This window comes from Lactiplantibacillus brownii, assembly GCF_031085375.1.
GTDB classification, from domain to species: Bacteria; Bacillota; Bacilli; order Lactobacillales; family Lactobacillaceae; genus Lactiplantibacillus; species Lactiplantibacillus brownii.
This window is the reverse complement of sequence record NZ_JAVCWF010000001.1, coordinates 1,276,118-1,292,336: the sequence shown is the minus strand read 5'-3', so window position 1 is coordinate 1,292,336 and position 16,219 is coordinate 1,276,118. Positions and strand designations below refer to the sequence as shown.

The window sequence follows — 16,219 nt, the reverse complement described above, 5'->3', positions numbered from 1 at the left end:
CTCACAACTCCTATCCAACCAATTTAGTCATAAAAAAATCAATATCGCTTAACTGGCTTTAAATCATGAGATGATTATAATGGAGATAATTAACTTTGTCCCCAACCAATTGTGACTTTTTAAACCAACCATTTAGGAGTGATGTCCGCATGTCTACGATTCAACTGACGTGGCAACCTGATAAACAGGCCGCTACACCGATCTACCAACAAATTACCAATTATTTTCAACAAGCCATTGCAAGTGGCGACTGGCCGATGGGCGCCAAATTACCGTCCCAAAGAAAGCTCGCCACACAATTCGGGGTCAATCGCAGTACGCTGATCACGGCGTTAGATGAATTGATTGCGGTCGGCTTGATTACGAGCAATCCCGGTTCTGGGATGATGGTCTCCGGCAATCACTGGTCCAGCCTACTCGCCGAACACGTGAACTGGTCACAATATGTCCGAGCCGGTCAATTTAAACCAAATACGCACGCGCTCCAAAAGATCAATCAATTTGAAACCGATGCCGTCATTCGACTCAGCACCGGTGAACCAGCTCCCGAACAATTTCCACGAGCCCTATTTCAAAAAGCTTTCGCTAAACTGGGCGCCAACTTGACTAGCTTAAACTATACTGAGCCCGCTGGCATCTTGGCGCTGCGGCAACAAATTGCCCGGCATTTAGCTAAGGTCGGCATTCAGACGCAACCGGAAAATATTTTGATTACCTCCGGCTCATTACAGGCGCTACAGCTTGTTTCAGTATCGCTATTTCCTAAAGACGCGACAATTTATACGGAAGCCCCGACTTACGTCAAGTCGCTGCAAGTCTTTCAATCCGCCCATACCCATTTGGCCGGGGTACCGATGGACAATCAAGGCATGGCTTATTGGCAAATCACGCCACCGCTCAAAACGTCCCACGCCATTATGTATACCATTCCCACTTTCAATAATCCGACTGGCATCGTGATGAGTGCCGAACGTCGTGAACAGGTCTTGGCCTATGCACAAGAACATCAAATCCCCATCTTAGAAGATGCCGCTTACCAAGATGTTTGGTTTGCACAACAGCCGCCTAAACCGTTGAAAGCTCTCGATACCACCGGCAATGTCATCTACTTTGGCAGTATTTCGAAATCATTAGCCCCCGGCTTGCGGCTTGGCTGGACGGTCGCTTCGAAGCCAGTTATCGACCGTTTGACCGACGTGCGGATGCAAACCGACTATGGCGCCAGTTCACTATCACAATTAGTCTTAGCCGAAATTTTGGCTGACCCAGATTATGAAACTTATCAAGCCAATTTCCGCGCCGTGCTGGCCAAAAAGGCCGCCGCAGCGCAAGCTATTTTGCAACGATATTGGGGCCACGGTATCGCAACTTGGCAAGCGCCAACTGGTGGTTTCTACTTGTGGATTCGCTTAGCCGACCGCATCAACATTCCGAAACTATTCGATTTGGCAACTGCTCAAAATGTGCTCTTTAATCCTGGTAATATTTATGACTTTCAACCCAATCAAAATATTCGACTCAGCTTTTCATATGAATCAACGGCTCGTTTTGAACGCGGTATTAAGATTTTAACTGACCTAATTAGCGAAAACTTCCCAGGAGATCATCATGACCAAGCTTAATCAAGAACAACTCATTCGCGCCCACTTCAAGTGCTGGTTAACTAATAACTGACCTTTTTCACATCAGATGTGGCTTATCACGAATGTTATGGTGCAACTTATCAGGGCCTAGCAGAATTACAACAGTGGTTAGCTCACCAACTCCCCATTTAAATGGTCCTTCGTTGGGATATTACCCGAATTTTGACGGTCGATGAACACTGTTTCGTCGTTGAATGGTATTTCAAAGCTCGTGAAACTACCATCATCGACTTTGATGGCGTTTCAGTCATTGAATTTCGTGGGGCTAGAATTGCCAAATTAACGGAATATGAGACCAAGCATGCCACGTTTCGGCCATTTTCAGCTTAATCCTTGTATTCGCTTTCAAGTTCAGTTAAACTATGCACAACTATTATTGGAGGCATTTTATGACTGCAATCGTGCCAAGTTTATGGTTCGCAGATAACAACTGTGAAGCGGCCATCAACTACTATCTGTCAGTTTTTCCGAATTCAACGCTTGAAAGCCTGACCCGTTACCCCGACAGCGAATTGGACGCTCATTTTGAAGGCATGGCTGGTAAAGTGCTCACGGCTGTTTTCACCCTCAATGGTCAAAAGTTCATGGGATTAGACGGCGGTCCAGTCTTTAGAATTAACGAAGCAATTTCATTCACCATTGAGTGCGCTGATCAAGTAGAAATCGACTATTATTGGTCAAAACTGTCCGCCGACCCAACGGCCGAACAATGTGGTTGGGCGAAAGATCAATTTGGGATTTCTTGGCAAATCGTCCCCAAAAACATGCGCGAATTAACTCAATCACCTGCCCAGATCCAAGCTATGATGAAAATGAAAAAAATTGAAATTGCTGCGCTAGTTGCCGCAAAATAATTACTTAAAGTCAGCAAAAAATGATTGATAAGCCCTCAGTAATTTGAGTCGCTATCAATCATTTTTTTGCTTCAATTATTAATATCTCACACGTCTCTTTCAAAAGTCGGCAACTGACTATTCCGTAGCTAATGCCGTAATTGGATTCAAGCGCGCTGCCCGTCGAGCGGGTAAAATTGCTGCCAACCAAGCAATGACTAATGCGATTATGAAGATCACAACCACATTGCTAAATTCTAATTGAACTAAATTATAACCCGCAATTCGGTAAAGGATCTGGTTTAGCCCTAGGCCAATACCGTATGCCAAGCCTGTCGCGAGAATTGCACTCAACACGCCTAACATCAATGACTCACTCGTAAAGAGTCGCCGAATATCCCGTCGACTTTCACCCAATGAACGTAAGATCCCAATTTCTTTCATCCGGGCACTCACGGACATAAACATTGTGACGATGATCATTAAGGCTGAAACAAGTAATGAAATCCCCGCAATAGCTGCTAAAATCATGGTAGCCAAGTTAACGTAAGTGTTAACGGTGGCCAATGCTGAGGAAATACTCGTTGCCGCAAACTGTTGCTGACCATTAACCTTCAAATGATTAATTGCACTCACAACCGCTTCATTCTGTTGTCGATTTTTGATACGGACCGTCACAAACGTTGGTTGCGTCGTGACTTTTGCCGCTGCGCGCATTGACTGCATCGTTTCATAATTGATGGCATTCAGACCCGCTCCAGTTGATGAAGCTGCAATCCCGGCCACCGTTAATTGTCGTTGCACCGTCACTAGTTGATTTTGACTGTTCAAAGTCCGATAAGCCACAGTAACCTTTTGACCAACCAGTTTGCGCCAATTGTTAGCCGACCATTTTTGCGCGATAGATTGTTGATCTAAAATGATTTGATTATTACCGGCCAAGTGCCCGGCCTTTAACGCAGAGGTCTGATTCGCACTAGTCCACGTCGTTAATTGTGGCGCTGAGTAACTCGTCTTGCCAATCGTAATCATCGCATCATTCGCAGCAATCCCCGGTTCAACTTTCACCACATGAGTTAGGTGCTGTAATTCAGTCACCTGACTCGTTGAAAAAGTAGGCATGTGCGTGGCGAAGCTGCCGGCCGCACTTGGATCGGCCTGCGCCGCAAATTGTTCTTCTTGATCTTTAGTACTATCGACATACCGCATTACGGTAATTGACTGCGGATCAACTAACGAATTTATTTGATGATTAATATAACCCTTTAACCCGTTTCCCAAGCCAATGAAAAGCATGACTGCAAAGAGCCCAATTGCGGTTCCTAGCACGATCAAAGCGTTCCAAGTCCAAGTATGTCGCAAATGTTTAAACGCAGTTAATAATGAAATGTGCCAAGGTAATGGCCGCGAAGCTAATTTGGCCCGCGACTTAGTCACTTTGGCTGGCGCTCGGATGACTTGATCATCGGTAATTTTACCATCCGTCAATTGCACCACTCGCGTCCCGGCATGCGCAACCGTGCTGGAGTGTGTGACACAGATGACAAGTCGCCCGTTAGCCGCAATCTTCTGCAAGATTGCCAAAACTTCCGCGGTGTTTTGTGAATCCAGCGCCCCGGTAGGTTCATCCGCAATAATGACTTGTGGATCACTTGCCAGCGCGCGCGCAATGGCTACCCGTTGCTTCTGGCCACCGGATAGTTGACTGGGATATTTTTTCAATTGATCAGTCAGTCCGACCTGATTGAGCAATCCACGAGCACGTTTCAACCGTGCTGCCCGCGATAAACGAGTCATATCCAGTGACAGCATCACATTATCTAACACATTCAAATGACTAATTAAATTATAGGCTTGATAAATATACCCAATCGTTTCTCGCCGATATTGATCCAATTGATGTTCATGATGGTGATCCAGGGGCTGCCCTTGCAACTTAACTGTGCCAGTAAAGTCCCGATCCAAGCCCCCAATAATATTCATTAAAGTTGATTTACCACCACCGGATTCCCCCAAGATAGTCACAAATTCACCAAGGTCAAAATTTAAATTAAGTCCCTTTAACACTGGATAAGCAGTCTTCCCAATATAATATGATTTATGAATGTCTTTCAATTCCAAATAACTCATGACCATGCCCCCACTTTTGCCAATCGACCCATACTATCGTCAGCTTAGCATGTCATTTTGTTAAAGGGGCCAGGATCGTTTTGGTCTTGAAAGTTTCCGAATCAAGCTTAATCTGGTGTGATGTCGCCATTATATTTATAAGTTGCCACTCCGGTTGGGCTGGACTGATGCTGGAACGTGGTGGGCCACGTTTGTGAGCCAAAGGTCGGTCTCACAAGCCGGGCTTTTCCTAAGCTGGAAGTTCACCAGCAAATGAAAATTTCACCACTGAGCATCATCCAGCCCGCCCTGCGCTAAATTAGTGACTCTACCGTAATTGACCTTTCGTTGATACTGATTTTATCAATATCCTTTTTAATAAATCACTATTTGACGTCGGAGTTGACCAGCTCGTTTACCGTGTCGAGACACTTAGCTGGGCGGTTTTACCCAGGTTAGTGTCTGGGCCGACTTTTAAGACGTGAACTTCGGCTTAAAAGCGCCCTGCAGACCAATTTTTGGCTGCAGGACTGCCCCACAGCAAACGAGCTGGTCAACGGAGACGGACAATTAAGGCCTTATCTTAAATATGACCGCAACGATGCACTAGAAATATGACGGCTTGATCACGTCAAACGAGTTATCCTTTTGAGATTAGCAGCATCAAGTTTTTCAACTATCCGCAGTTGCAGTCATAAAAAAACGGTGATAAGCTATTTGAGGTTTTAATTGCGTCACTCATTTAGTTTAAAAGCCCATTAAGTCTGAAAATACATGGTATGATTATTTGGGAACCAAAATATTAATTGCCCAACCATAAGGGGGCTGGAGAATGTATCAAATACTGACTGATTCAGAGTGTGATTTACCGTTGGCAACTTTGACGGCAGGTCATGTAACGGCCATTAGCTTTCATACAAAGCTTGGTGATCAAGATTTAATCAATGATTTTGGGAAAAGTTATGATATCAATGACTTTTATCAAAAGATTCAAGCTGGAATGATGCCAACGACAACCCAAGTAAATGTTGGTGAGTACTTTGAATTCTTTAAACCATACGTTGAAAAAAAGATTCCCATGGTTTACGTGGGATTCTCTGGCGGACTCAGCGGCTCAATGTCGAGTGCCCATCAAGCTCGAGAAATGTTGTTGGAAACTTATCCAAACGCTGACATTCGCATTGTGGACACACTAGCGGCCAGTGGTGGTGAAGGTTTGTTGGTTCTTCAGGCCATCAAGTTGCAAAAGTCTGGCGCGACTTTAGACGAGTTCGTCAACTGGTTTGATGAAAATAAAATGCGCCTTCAATCTTGGTTTACCGTCGATAATCTAAATTACCTTTATCACGGTGGTCGGATTTCCAGAACCTCAGCCGCTTTGGGAACATTATTGCGGGTAAAACCAATCTTAGATGTTGATCCTGAAGGTAAATTACGACTCGTTTTTAAAACAAGGACACGTAGGAAATCATTATTTGAATTGGCTGATAAAACACTTGCTGCGATGCAAAGTGATCCAACCCAACCGATTATTGTGACTACCAGCGGTGATTTTGCGGCGGCAAAAATTGTTAAGGCTCGGATTATTGAAAAGATCAGTACCGCAGATGTTCACATTTATCCGATTGGGATGACGATTTCAAGTCATACTGGATTTGGTTGTGTGGCTGCATTTGCTATGGGCGATCAGATACGGCATTAATCTAAATTTAATAGTACTGATGTGTTGTAGCCATCATATTTAGACGCGTTTCGCCAGATAAAAAAAGCCTCGCAGAATTTTTAAACTTTCTGCGAGGCTTTTTTTATCCCAAAGATGTTATTTCTAACAAATTGCGTAATTTACATTTCATCCGGTGCTTTAACACCCAATAGGCGTAAAGCTTCTTTCAAGACGATGCTGACACTCTTCACTAAGGCTAAGCGTGCGGTCAATTCATCATCTTCCACTAAAATCTTCGTGTTGCCATAATACTTGTTGAAAGCTTTCGCTAAATGAATCGCATATTTGGCAATCACGGATGGTTCATAGTCGCCACTAGCTCGTACAATCGTTGCTGGGAATTCACTCAGTAACTTCAACGTATCCCAAGCCGCTGGATCACTTAATTGTTGACCCGTTGTAGCTAAATCAGGCTGACCAGATTTTCGTAAGATACTTTCAGCACGTGCATGCGCATATTGGACGTAAGGCCCCGTTTCGCCTTCGAAACGAACGACTTCTTCCAAATTAAAGTCAAAACTGTTCATCCGTTCATTCTTCAAATCATGAAAGACGACCGCACCAATCCCAACCGCATCCGCGACGGCATCTTTGTGGGCTAAATCTGGATTCTTTTGGTCAATTTGTTGATGGGCAAGTTCAACCGCATCGTCCAAGACTTTATCCAACAAGATGACACGACCACTCCGCGTTGAAAGTTTCTTCCCATTGGATGTAATTAAACCGAATGGAATATGATGAATTTCATCTGACCAGTCAAAGCCCATTTCTTTTAAAACAGCCTTCAATTGCTTGAAATGGTTCGTCTGTTCATTACCAACGACATATAAAGATTGAACAAAATCATAAGTCCGCTTCCGGTATAAGGCAGCCGCCAAATCCCGTGTAATATACAAGGTCGCGCCATCTGACTTTTTAATCAAAGCGGGATTTAAGTCATATTTACTCAAATCAACAACTTCGGCACCTTGACTTTCGTGTAGCAAGTTCTTTGATTCCAAAATATCAACAATCTCATCCATTTTATCATTGTAAAAGGCTTCCCCTTTAAATGAATCGAATTCAATATCTAACCGTTGATAAATCTTCTTGAACGCTTTTAATGATTCAGAACGGAACCATTTCCATAAAGTCAGGGCTTCTTCATCGCCATTTTCCAACTTTTTGAACCATTCCCGGGCTTCATCATCCATTTCAGGATGAGCCACATCTTCTTTGTGGAAACGGACATAATATTTCAATAAGTTATTAATCGGGTCGGCCTTGACTTCAGCTTCACTACCCCACATCTTATACGCGGTGATCAGCTTACCAAATTGTGTCCCCCAGTCACCTAAATGATTGATTTTAACTGGTTTATAGTCGATCTTGGTTAAGATATTAGCCAATGAATTACCGATAACCGTTGAACGCAAATGGCCCATCGAAATTGGCTTGGCAATATTAGGTGAAGACATGTCAATGGGGACCTGACCGGCGTGACCCAATTTGGCATCACCAAAATGCGCCCCATCAGTCAAAATTTGCGCTAAAATATCAGCTGAAAAATCGGCTTTCTTGAAGAAGAAGTTCACATATGGCCCCATCGCAACGACTTTTTCAAAGTCCGTCTGGTCAATTTTTTCAACGACCTCTCCCGCAATCATTTGCGGTGCCTTGTGCATGATTTTTGCCAAGGTAAACGTAGGGAAAGCTAAATCCCCTTGTTTTGATGTTTTGGGCTGTTCAATTTTGGCTAAAATATCAGCCTCAGTTAATTCTGGCAATGCTGGTGCTAAAGTCGCAGCAACTTGTTGTTTGTAATCCATATTTTCCTCCTTGAATTGCGGCGTAGCCCGCGGCTGGACAAAAAAAGTCCCCTACACATTAACTTAAACATGTAAGAGACGAGATTTCCCGCGGTACCACTCTAATTGATATAATATCCACTTATTATTTAAATTGTAGTCTTCAAAAGCGCGCTTCAATCAGTCCGCTGATCTGGCTTCCATCATCCCAGACTTGCTTGGCAGCTTTAACTGATTTACTTTTTCTTTCTCATTAGACGAGTTTTTAACATGCGTTAGTATAACAGAGATTACACCATTTGACTAGCGTTAGCCGTGGTTTTCAATGACTTTTTCAATTGCCACTAACCGTTAGTGCGGCCCACTATCGAGATTAATCCGCTAGTGCGCGAATCGTTGCTAGTCGCTGGCCTTTTTGAACCCCGGCAAATGCCATTTTCCAGAGTAACCAAGCCAGGCCCTCCCAAAAGTCAGCCCCATTCGCTACCCATACCGGCAACGCCAGCAATTGGGCGTACGGCATCGTTTCCAGATTTGAAAGTGGTTGCTCGGCCACATTGGGATGGTAAACCACCGATTCCCAACTTGGTCGGTCTGCATCCGTCGCAATTTGACGAATCAATAAATATGATGAGCGTTCTGTCGCTGGTGACACGGCTTGCATGGTATCAATCTGATGACGGAGATAAGTTCTAAAATCGTTGGCCGTATAGTGACCCGGCAATTTGGCCGCTAACAACGCCGCGACCATGGTTTCAAAATGTTCTGGGATCAAAGCGGCACGTAAAATTGCTGGCCAATCATAAGAACGACGCAGCTTGGTCGCAAGTTCTAACTCATCCGCGGTTGTCGTATAAAATTGATTCAAATTGGCTGCGAATTCGTCCGATAAAGGTGACCACTGAACATGATATACCACCGTTTGATGAATCGTGATCACGGTCAAGCTGGTCACATCTGCGGTCGCCTGCAACCGGTCAATGGTCGCCGCTGGCAGTTGCGCCGTCGCGAGTCTCAGCTGAAAGCCAGCCAGGGTGACCCCATCTAACACAGTTTTAGCAGGAACCAAAGTTAGTGCGCGAATCGCGGTTCCTGGCACACTCAACTTAGTCGTCTTTTCAAATCCAATGATCAGCCGTACGATGGGGACCAACCGTACCTTTGCCCCAACCATCTGTAATTGTCCTACCAAAGTTTGCATTGCCGTTGTCGTTAGTTTCTGTGTTGTCGTCATTGCCCCATTCCCCCAAACTTAGTCTTTAATGGTTATAAGTGTAACGCTTGCAAGGACAACTTCAATTGATTGCGCCCACAAAAAAATCGTTGCAAGCTTTAAGCTCAAAACGATTTTTTAGTATGATTTAGTTTATAAATAGTGACCTGTCACTAAGCGTTCAATTTGCTTAATTCCCGCTACCGGAAATAAGACTAGGTCGCCGCCACTAAGTTCAATCATTAATTTTTAGGATCATATCTTGATGCGGAATGCCATCTTCTAAATAAACTGCTGAGACCGGCACAAAACCAAATGACCGATAAAAACGATCCAAATAATGCTGTGCTTGAATGTTGATTTGCGTGGTGGCTGGCCACAAGCAACGAATTTGGTGGATGGCCGCTCTGATAAGCGCTTGACCATTACCGGCGCCACGAGCAGTTTTACGCACGATGATCCGGCCAAAACGCGCCTGTTGCTGCGGTTCTTGCATCAGTCGTGCATAAGCAACTAACTGACCGTTGGCATCCGTTCCGAGTAAGTGTCTGGCCGACAAATCCGTCTCATCAACTTCTTGGTACGCACAACTTTGTTCGACAACAAAAATTGCCACTCGCAAGTGATAGATTTCATAAATTTGACGTGGTGTTAAGTCGTCAAATTGATAGCTTTCAAATTTCATCATAGTCCTCCAATCAGCTAGTAGCCACGCTGGACCGACTTCAAAAAAATGATATAAAAAAACTAGCAACCTGATTTCCAAGTTACTAGTCGGCCGAGATGGATTTTAAGCGGGTGACGAGAATCGGACTCGCGACTCAAGCTTGGGAAGCTTGTATTTTACCACTAAACTACACCCGCATTGACAACAGAAAATAGTATAGCATATATTTTCTGCCTTGTCATCGCTAAATTGAAAAAATTAAGCTTCTGGTTCAGGAACCTCAACTGGTGCTGGTCCCGCTTTAATCATCTTGACGTCCCCTTTACGGACCACGGCACGATGATTATATTCATTAACAATTGGTTCATCAGATTTCGTGTATTCCTTGATTAAGATTAAAACTGAGTTTTCATATACTTTTTCAATTTCACCCTTAAAATCGTGTTCAAGTGAAGCAAACTTTTTACCTTGGACGTAATCGCCAATTTTTAATTCTACCGCCATTAGAAAACTCCTTCATTCAAATTGATAACAAATATTATCAAATAACTGCCTTAGTTGCAAGCAAAAATATTAATTTTTTACGGATGCTTCCATGACTGGCGCTGTTTCTTCTTGATTGTGCCGTTCTGAGCGTGCCAAATGACGTAATTCGCGAACCGCTTTTAAGTAAGCTGGCAACAAAACCGCTACCGACCCTAACCAAGCTAAGGGTTCTGACGAACAAGCCCCTGGATAGCCCAATAACCGGACCATAATCAGCGCAGCAAAGACTCGCATGAATAGTTCTGCGGCCCCAGCCAAAGTTGGAATTGCGGAACGGCCTAAGCCTTGTAACGTGTTCCGCATAATAAACAACATCGAAAGCAAGATGTACGTGCTCCCAATCACATTAAAATACGTTTGGGAGAGGTTTAAGACCGCCATATCCTGATGACCCACGAATAGTCCGACGAGTTGCTTTCCCCAAATGATCTCAATCAACCCAGCGGCAACACTGAAACTGCCTGAAAGCCACATGGTCTGTTTGACCCCTTTGACGATACGGTCATATTGATGAGCGCCAAAATTCTGGGCAGCAAAGGTGGCCATGGTGACGCCAAAGGACATCAACGGCTGAGTGGCAACTTGGTCAATCTTTTGAGCAGCAGTCGTCGCGGCCACTGAATTCGTCCCCAAACTGTTTAACGCTGCTTGGAGCACGATCGTCCCAATGGCAATAATTGACATTTGAAACGCCATCGGCAAACCGACCTTCAAATGGGCACTAACTTCTGGCAAACGTAACTTAAAGTGACGCCGACCAATGTGCAGAATTGGGACTCGGGCAACGATATAGACCACACACATCAAGGTTGCAATGAGCTGCGCTAAAATAGTCGCCCAGCCAGCCCCGGCAATGCCCCAATGGAAGCCCAAAATAAATAGTAATTCCAAACCAATATTGATCAACGAACTGATAATCAGGAACCATAAGGGCGTCCGACTGTCTCCGAGCGCACGAATGATGTTGGAAAGTAAGTTAAACGCTATCGGCGCTAGCATGCCACCCAACATGATCTGTAAAAAGGTTCGCGCATCCGCAATAATATCTTTCGGTGTTTGCATTAAAACTAAAATATGATCGACAAAAATCAGTGACACGATTGTTAAAATAATGCCCACAATCAAACTGACAACGATACTGATGGCAAAACTTCGGCGTACACCCTTAAAATCTTTAGCACCATAGTGTTGGGCCGTTAAAATCGACAACCCAGCCGTCAAGCCTTGGGCAAAGCCAATAATTAAGAATTGGACACTCCCAGTAGATCCGACGGCAGCTAGGGCTTTAACGCCTAACGTCTGGCCGACAATTAATGTATCTGATAAGCTATAAAATTGTTGAAAAATATTTCCGATAAGTAATGGAATCGTAAACCAAAAAATTAGTTTTAACGGTTTCCCCTTCGTTAAATCATTCATTTTTACGCTCCTTTCGTTTATTAAAATATGGCTTGGTAACCGTTTTCTTTCCCGTCAGCTCCCAAGCAAACTTTGTTAGTATAACAACTTTACCACTGCAATACTAGTGATTTACCCCAGATTACAAAAGTAATTATTTTGTAATCTTATGAAGTGAATTCAAGGACGATTGATACCTATCGTCTGGAAACGACAACGCCACTTTTGGGCCAGGAACGGTCTCACTCATTTGTCGAAATCGGTTCAAAATAGCTAAAAAAGCCCCGAGCTAGCCGCTTAATTTCAGCGATTAGTTCAAGGTGAAGGATTTTAATTTAAGCCACGATATAAACGTAATAGGTCACAAACACACAGATCACCATACAAATCAGGTTGAGTGGAATCCCTACTTTAAAATAATCCGTAAACTTATAATGACCGGGACCATAGACAATCAGATTGGTTTGATAACCAATTGGCGTTGAAAAGTCAGCCGTCGCCGCAATCGTAATCAACATGACCAACATCATCACCGGTAAATTGACGATTTTTGCCGCTGAAATCACGATGGGAAACATTAGCGAGATGGCCGCAGCATTCGATAAAATCGCCGTTAAAAAATTCGTTATAAAATAGAGCAGAAACATGTAGATTAATGGCGCCGAAGTTCCGGCAACCGTCACCATCAATTTTGCGATGAATTTGTCCGCACCAACATTGGACATGGCCAAACCGAGCCCATAACTGCTTGCAACTAAGAATAAGACATTCATATCGACAGCCTTGACGATATCACTAATGCTGACACATTTTGTCACAAAAAGTAACACACAAGTTGCCGCTAAACCAACAAACAGATCAACAATTCCCAAGGTTGAAATCAAAATTGTCGCCACCAATAATAAAATTGGTAAAAAATCTTTATAACTTTTACGATTGGACTGCACCGTTTGAACATTAAAGACGTGTAAGTCCGGCATTGCTTCTAACTGCGCGGGTTCACTGTTGGTAATCGCCACAATGTTGTCGCCGCCCTTTAGCGCAATCCGGCCAATTTGATCATGTAATCGCACCGAATTACGGTGAATCGCCACGATTACGCTGCCATAGACACTGCGAAACTGAGATGACTTGATGGTTTGATTAATCAAGCTCGAAGTGTCTGGAATCGAAATTTCTACTAAGCGCGCTCGTTCGTTAGTGACATCCGCCATATTAATTTTTTCAGTGCTTGGAATCAAACCTTTAATTTGCAACAGCTCTTGGATACAATCAACTGAACCCGTAAAGTACAGTCGGTCGCCTAATCTCAAAATCGTCCCATCCGTCACCGGCACGATGGCTTGACCGCGACGATTGATGGCCGCCAGAAAAACATTTTGTAAATGCTGTAATTTCGCCTCCGCGACCGTGCGATTCAAATAATCAAACTCCGGACCAATCGACATTTCAATTAAATAATCATCCGGTTCCGCCATGATCTCATCCACTGAACTCCCGTGATAAGTGGGCAATAATTTATAACCGACCGTGAGCAAATAAACGAGCCCCACGATCGTGATCGGTATCCCAACAACTGCTAAATCAAAGAGCCCAAATTGTTTTAAATGATATTTTGATAATAATCCTTGCGCCACCAAATTTGTGGACGTCCCTAAGACAGTCAATAAGCCACTCAAGATTGTGGCATATGACAACGGGATCAAAAATTTCGAAATGGCTAATCCCTTTTGCTTGCACCAACGTTGAACCATCGGCGTTAGTGTCGAGACAATTGGGGTATTATTCATAAATGGCGAAATCAAACTAACCGTTGCCAAAAGTTTTAACAATGAAAAGCGTTCGTTTTTCCCATTGCCTAAGATCTGATTGAATAACCGCGTGATCAAGTTACTTTTAGCAATTGCATACGCCACGATATACATTAAGGCAATTGTCGCTAGGCCATCATTCGCAAATCCGGCCAAGGCGTCTGCCGGCGACAAAATGCCCACAAACATCAAAAAGCTCAACGCACACAGAATCACTGCATTGGGGGTCGTAATTTCCATCGCCATCAAAACGAAGGTGACGAGCAACGTCACTAAAACTACTGCAATTTGGACGGTCATACGCTTTCACTCCAATACTAAAATCTACTGCTTCAAGTTTGCACACATCAATCCGGCAAATCCTTGCTTAGTCAACTTAGGTTTAAGTTTAACCTTATCATGTGACTAAATTAGTGACACGGTGTGAAATAATTCAGCAATCAATCATTAAGAAATGGCAATTATGACCAGTTTGTTAACATTGGTTGAAATTGTTTAACGAAAGGGTTGGTCAAGCCACTTTTTCCAGACAAAAAGGCGTCCAGGATTAGCTCCCGGACGCCTTGTTTAACGGCTTCCTATTCATTAATGCCATAACGATGTTTTGTTGGATAGAGTGAGAACCGTTCAGAGCGGTACACATAGCCACCAGAACCTAAATTGGTCAATTTGACATTAAAGACTTGTTCTTTCGTCTTCGTATCGTATTCGATCACATTGGCAGCTTTCCCACCGTCGAGCCAGCCAAAGTCGATCAGGCGATTGGCCGCACTCAAATAACGATTTGACCCAATGATATTGGCAAAATTGGCTTTACCAAGCGATTTACCATACGCGCTCACTTGCTTAATCGTCTTGGTCTTCTCATTAATTTTGTACTCGACCCCCTCAGAATACTTGCCAGAGGATTTCTTCAACGCGGACTTGGTCTCACCGACCGCAATATTATTGTTAAAGATCAGCACATTCAATGAATTTTTCTGGCCCAAGCTTGACGGATCAACAATTGCGGCATGTTGCCCACCTGGCCAGGAAATTTTGCCAGTCGCTTTCAGCAGATACTTACGATAGGACTTCGGCCAAGCGGACCGCTTTTTACTAGAAAGGATCCACTTGATTTTTTCCGTCTTGTAATCGATTTTCATCACTAAATTCTGATTACGACTAGAAATAATCAAACTATCGTCCGTTTTATCATAATAAATCGAGTTTTGGTGGAACCAGTCACGCTTACCCATATATTTGCTCGAACTAGTGGCATGATACTGCGTATAAAATTTAGTTGGTAACAAGTTCTTCATATTAATTACTTTGGTAATCTTCCCGGTTTTATGTGAAATCACGATCATCGTGTCTTCCACATAAGTCCGACCACCATCCGAGACGGTGGCAATCAAATCACCATTGGGTAACTCTGTCACATCATGATGAACTTGATTATGGTTTTGCTTTTTGGACCCTTTCGCCTTCCCCCACGATTTATGATTAAATTTGTAGGTTTTATAGACTTTCCCAGTGTAATCCATTTCGACTAATTCATCGAAATAAGAATGACTATTTTTAGACTTAGTCCAAATCAATAAATGACCATTAGTTAATTGCTTAAATATATGCGACGTTGGCTTGGTAGTATACCAACGAATAGCGCCATCGGCATCAATCCCAAAACTATAATTTTTAGCTTGATTGGTCCCCGAAATAGTCGTTCGTACCATAAACGTTAATTTAGAATTTCCTGTTCCTAACGCCATTTTATTCTTATTCGACTTCGTGACATTGATTTTCACACTCGCCAAAGATGTAGGTAGCTTAGCGGTTTTCAGATGAATCGTCTTGGTGGTCGTTGTGCCATCTTTATAAGTCACCTTTAAATTCACCGTATTATTATAATCGGCATATAAGCCTAAGATTGTTAAATTATGGCTTGTCCCATACTTGCTCTCTGTGTTAGTAATCGAAGTTCCTTTACTTTTACCAACGACCGTATAGCTCACTTTTGCAGCTTTAGTCGTGTGAAAAATTGCAACTGCGGATAGCGGCGAAACCCCATAGGGATCAACTTTGGTGTACATTTTGTCCAAATTAAGACTTGTATCCGCTACCGCCTTTTTCAAGGTCGTCGTGACTGAGCTTTGTGCCTCGATTTCGGTCTTCACTAATCGCGTGTTAATATCTTTTTTTGTGGCCGCAGCCGAACGAACGTTGCTAGTTGTGGTACTGGTGCTACTCGTCGTTGCATTTTGGTGATGCTGATACCCGTAAACACCGCCAATCGCAATCAAAACCACTAATATGAGCGTGGTCAGAAGTCCTTTTTTACGCATTTGCCAACCTTCCCTCCAATAAAAATTAGTTTCATTAGGCCTGATTCTTTCTTGACCCTTGCTAGCATACGCTATTACAACGCAACTAGCTGACAAAAACCATTCAAACCGTCGCCTTTATTGCAGGCAGCGTGATTTAAATGGTCTTATTGACGGGGCTCTGAT

12 protein-coding genes and 1 tRNA gene are annotated in these 16,219 nt (G+C 43.4%); 4 read left to right on the top strand and 9 right to left on the bottom strand.

All coding sequences use genetic code 11. From position 1 onward, the window contains the following. Positions 1–149 precede the first annotated feature (149 nt). The 3 genes from RA086_RS05905 (at position 150) to RA086_RS05895 (ending at position 2,497) form a co-directional block, all read left to right on the top strand. The gene (locus tag RA086_RS05905; RefSeq protein WP_308702931.1) at positions 150–1,622 is read left to right on the top strand and encodes an aminotransferase-like domain-containing protein; all 1,473 of its coding nucleotides are present in this window, start codon (positions 150–152) and stop codon (positions 1,620–1,622) included. Positions 1,623–1,805: 183 nt separating this feature from the next. Then, positions 1,806–1,973 carry a hypothetical protein gene (locus RA086_RS05900; protein ID WP_308702930.1) on the top strand — a complete coding sequence of 56 codons (168 nt, stop codon included), beginning with the start codon at positions 1,806–1,808 and terminating at the stop codon, positions 1,971–1,973. Between the two features lie 59 nt (positions 1,974–2,032). Beyond that, positions 2,033–2,497 carry a VOC family protein gene (locus RA086_RS05895; RefSeq protein ID WP_308702929.1) on the top strand — a complete coding sequence of 155 codons (465 nt, stop codon included), beginning with the start codon at positions 2,033–2,035 and terminating at the stop codon, positions 2,495–2,497. Between the two features lie 117 nt (positions 2,498–2,614). Here RA086_RS05895 and RA086_RS05890 read toward each other — a convergent pair whose 3' ends face one another. Next, the gene (locus RA086_RS05890) at positions 2,615–4,606 is read right to left on the bottom strand and encodes an ABC transporter ATP-binding protein/permease (protein WP_308702928.1); all 1,992 of its coding nucleotides are present in this window, start codon (positions 4,604–4,606) and stop codon (positions 2,615–2,617) included. A gap of 811 nt (positions 4,607–5,417) precedes the next feature. Here RA086_RS05890 and RA086_RS05885 point away from each other — a divergent pair. Next, complete coding sequence (locus RA086_RS05885) at positions 5,418–6,287, top strand: DegV family protein (RefSeq protein ID WP_308702927.1); 870 nt, start codon at positions 5,418–5,420, stop codon at positions 6,285–6,287. A 140-nt stretch (positions 6,288–6,427) separates the two neighbouring features. On the opposite strand, the gene argS is transcribed toward RA086_RS05885, so the two are convergent. From argS to RA086_RS05845, 8 genes are all read right to left on the bottom strand, one after another. After that, complete coding sequence (gene argS, locus RA086_RS05880) at positions 6,428–8,116, bottom strand: arginine--tRNA ligase (protein WP_308702926.1); 1,689 nt, start codon at positions 8,114–8,116, stop codon at positions 6,428–6,430. Between the two features lie 352 nt (positions 8,117–8,468). Beyond that, complete coding sequence (locus RA086_RS05875) at positions 8,469–9,329, bottom strand: hypothetical protein (protein ID WP_308702925.1); 861 nt, start codon at positions 9,327–9,329, stop codon at positions 8,469–8,471. A gap of 214 nt (positions 9,330–9,543) precedes the next feature. Next, positions 9,544–9,993, bottom strand: a complete 450-nt coding sequence (locus tag RA086_RS05870; protein ID WP_308704421.1) for a GNAT family N-acetyltransferase — start codon at positions 9,991–9,993, stop codon at positions 9,544–9,546. Between the two features lie 108 nt (positions 9,994–10,101). Then, positions 10,102–10,172, bottom strand: a tRNA-Gly gene (locus tag RA086_RS05865). A gap of 61 nt (positions 10,173–10,233) precedes the next feature. Beyond that, complete coding sequence (locus RA086_RS05860) at positions 10,234–10,479, bottom strand: DUF2187 domain-containing protein (RefSeq protein WP_308702924.1); 246 nt, start codon at positions 10,477–10,479, stop codon at positions 10,234–10,236. A gap of 69 nt (positions 10,480–10,548) precedes the next feature. Further along, entirely contained in the window at positions 10,549–11,940 is a 1,392-nt protein-coding gene (locus RA086_RS05855) for an MATE family efflux transporter (protein WP_308702923.1), read from the bottom strand. Between the two features lie 314 nt (positions 11,941–12,254). Next, positions 12,255–14,030 (bottom strand): SLC13 family permease, encoded by a 1,776-nt coding sequence (locus RA086_RS05850; RefSeq protein WP_308702922.1) that lies wholly within the window; start codon positions 14,028–14,030, stop codon positions 12,255–12,257. Between the two features lie 278 nt (positions 14,031–14,308). Next, positions 14,309–16,054 carry an aryl-sulfate sulfotransferase gene (locus RA086_RS05845; RefSeq protein WP_308702921.1) on the bottom strand — a complete coding sequence of 582 codons (1,746 nt, stop codon included), beginning with the start codon at positions 16,052–16,054 and terminating at the stop codon, positions 14,309–14,311. Between the last annotated feature and the right edge of the window lie 165 nt (positions 16,055–16,219).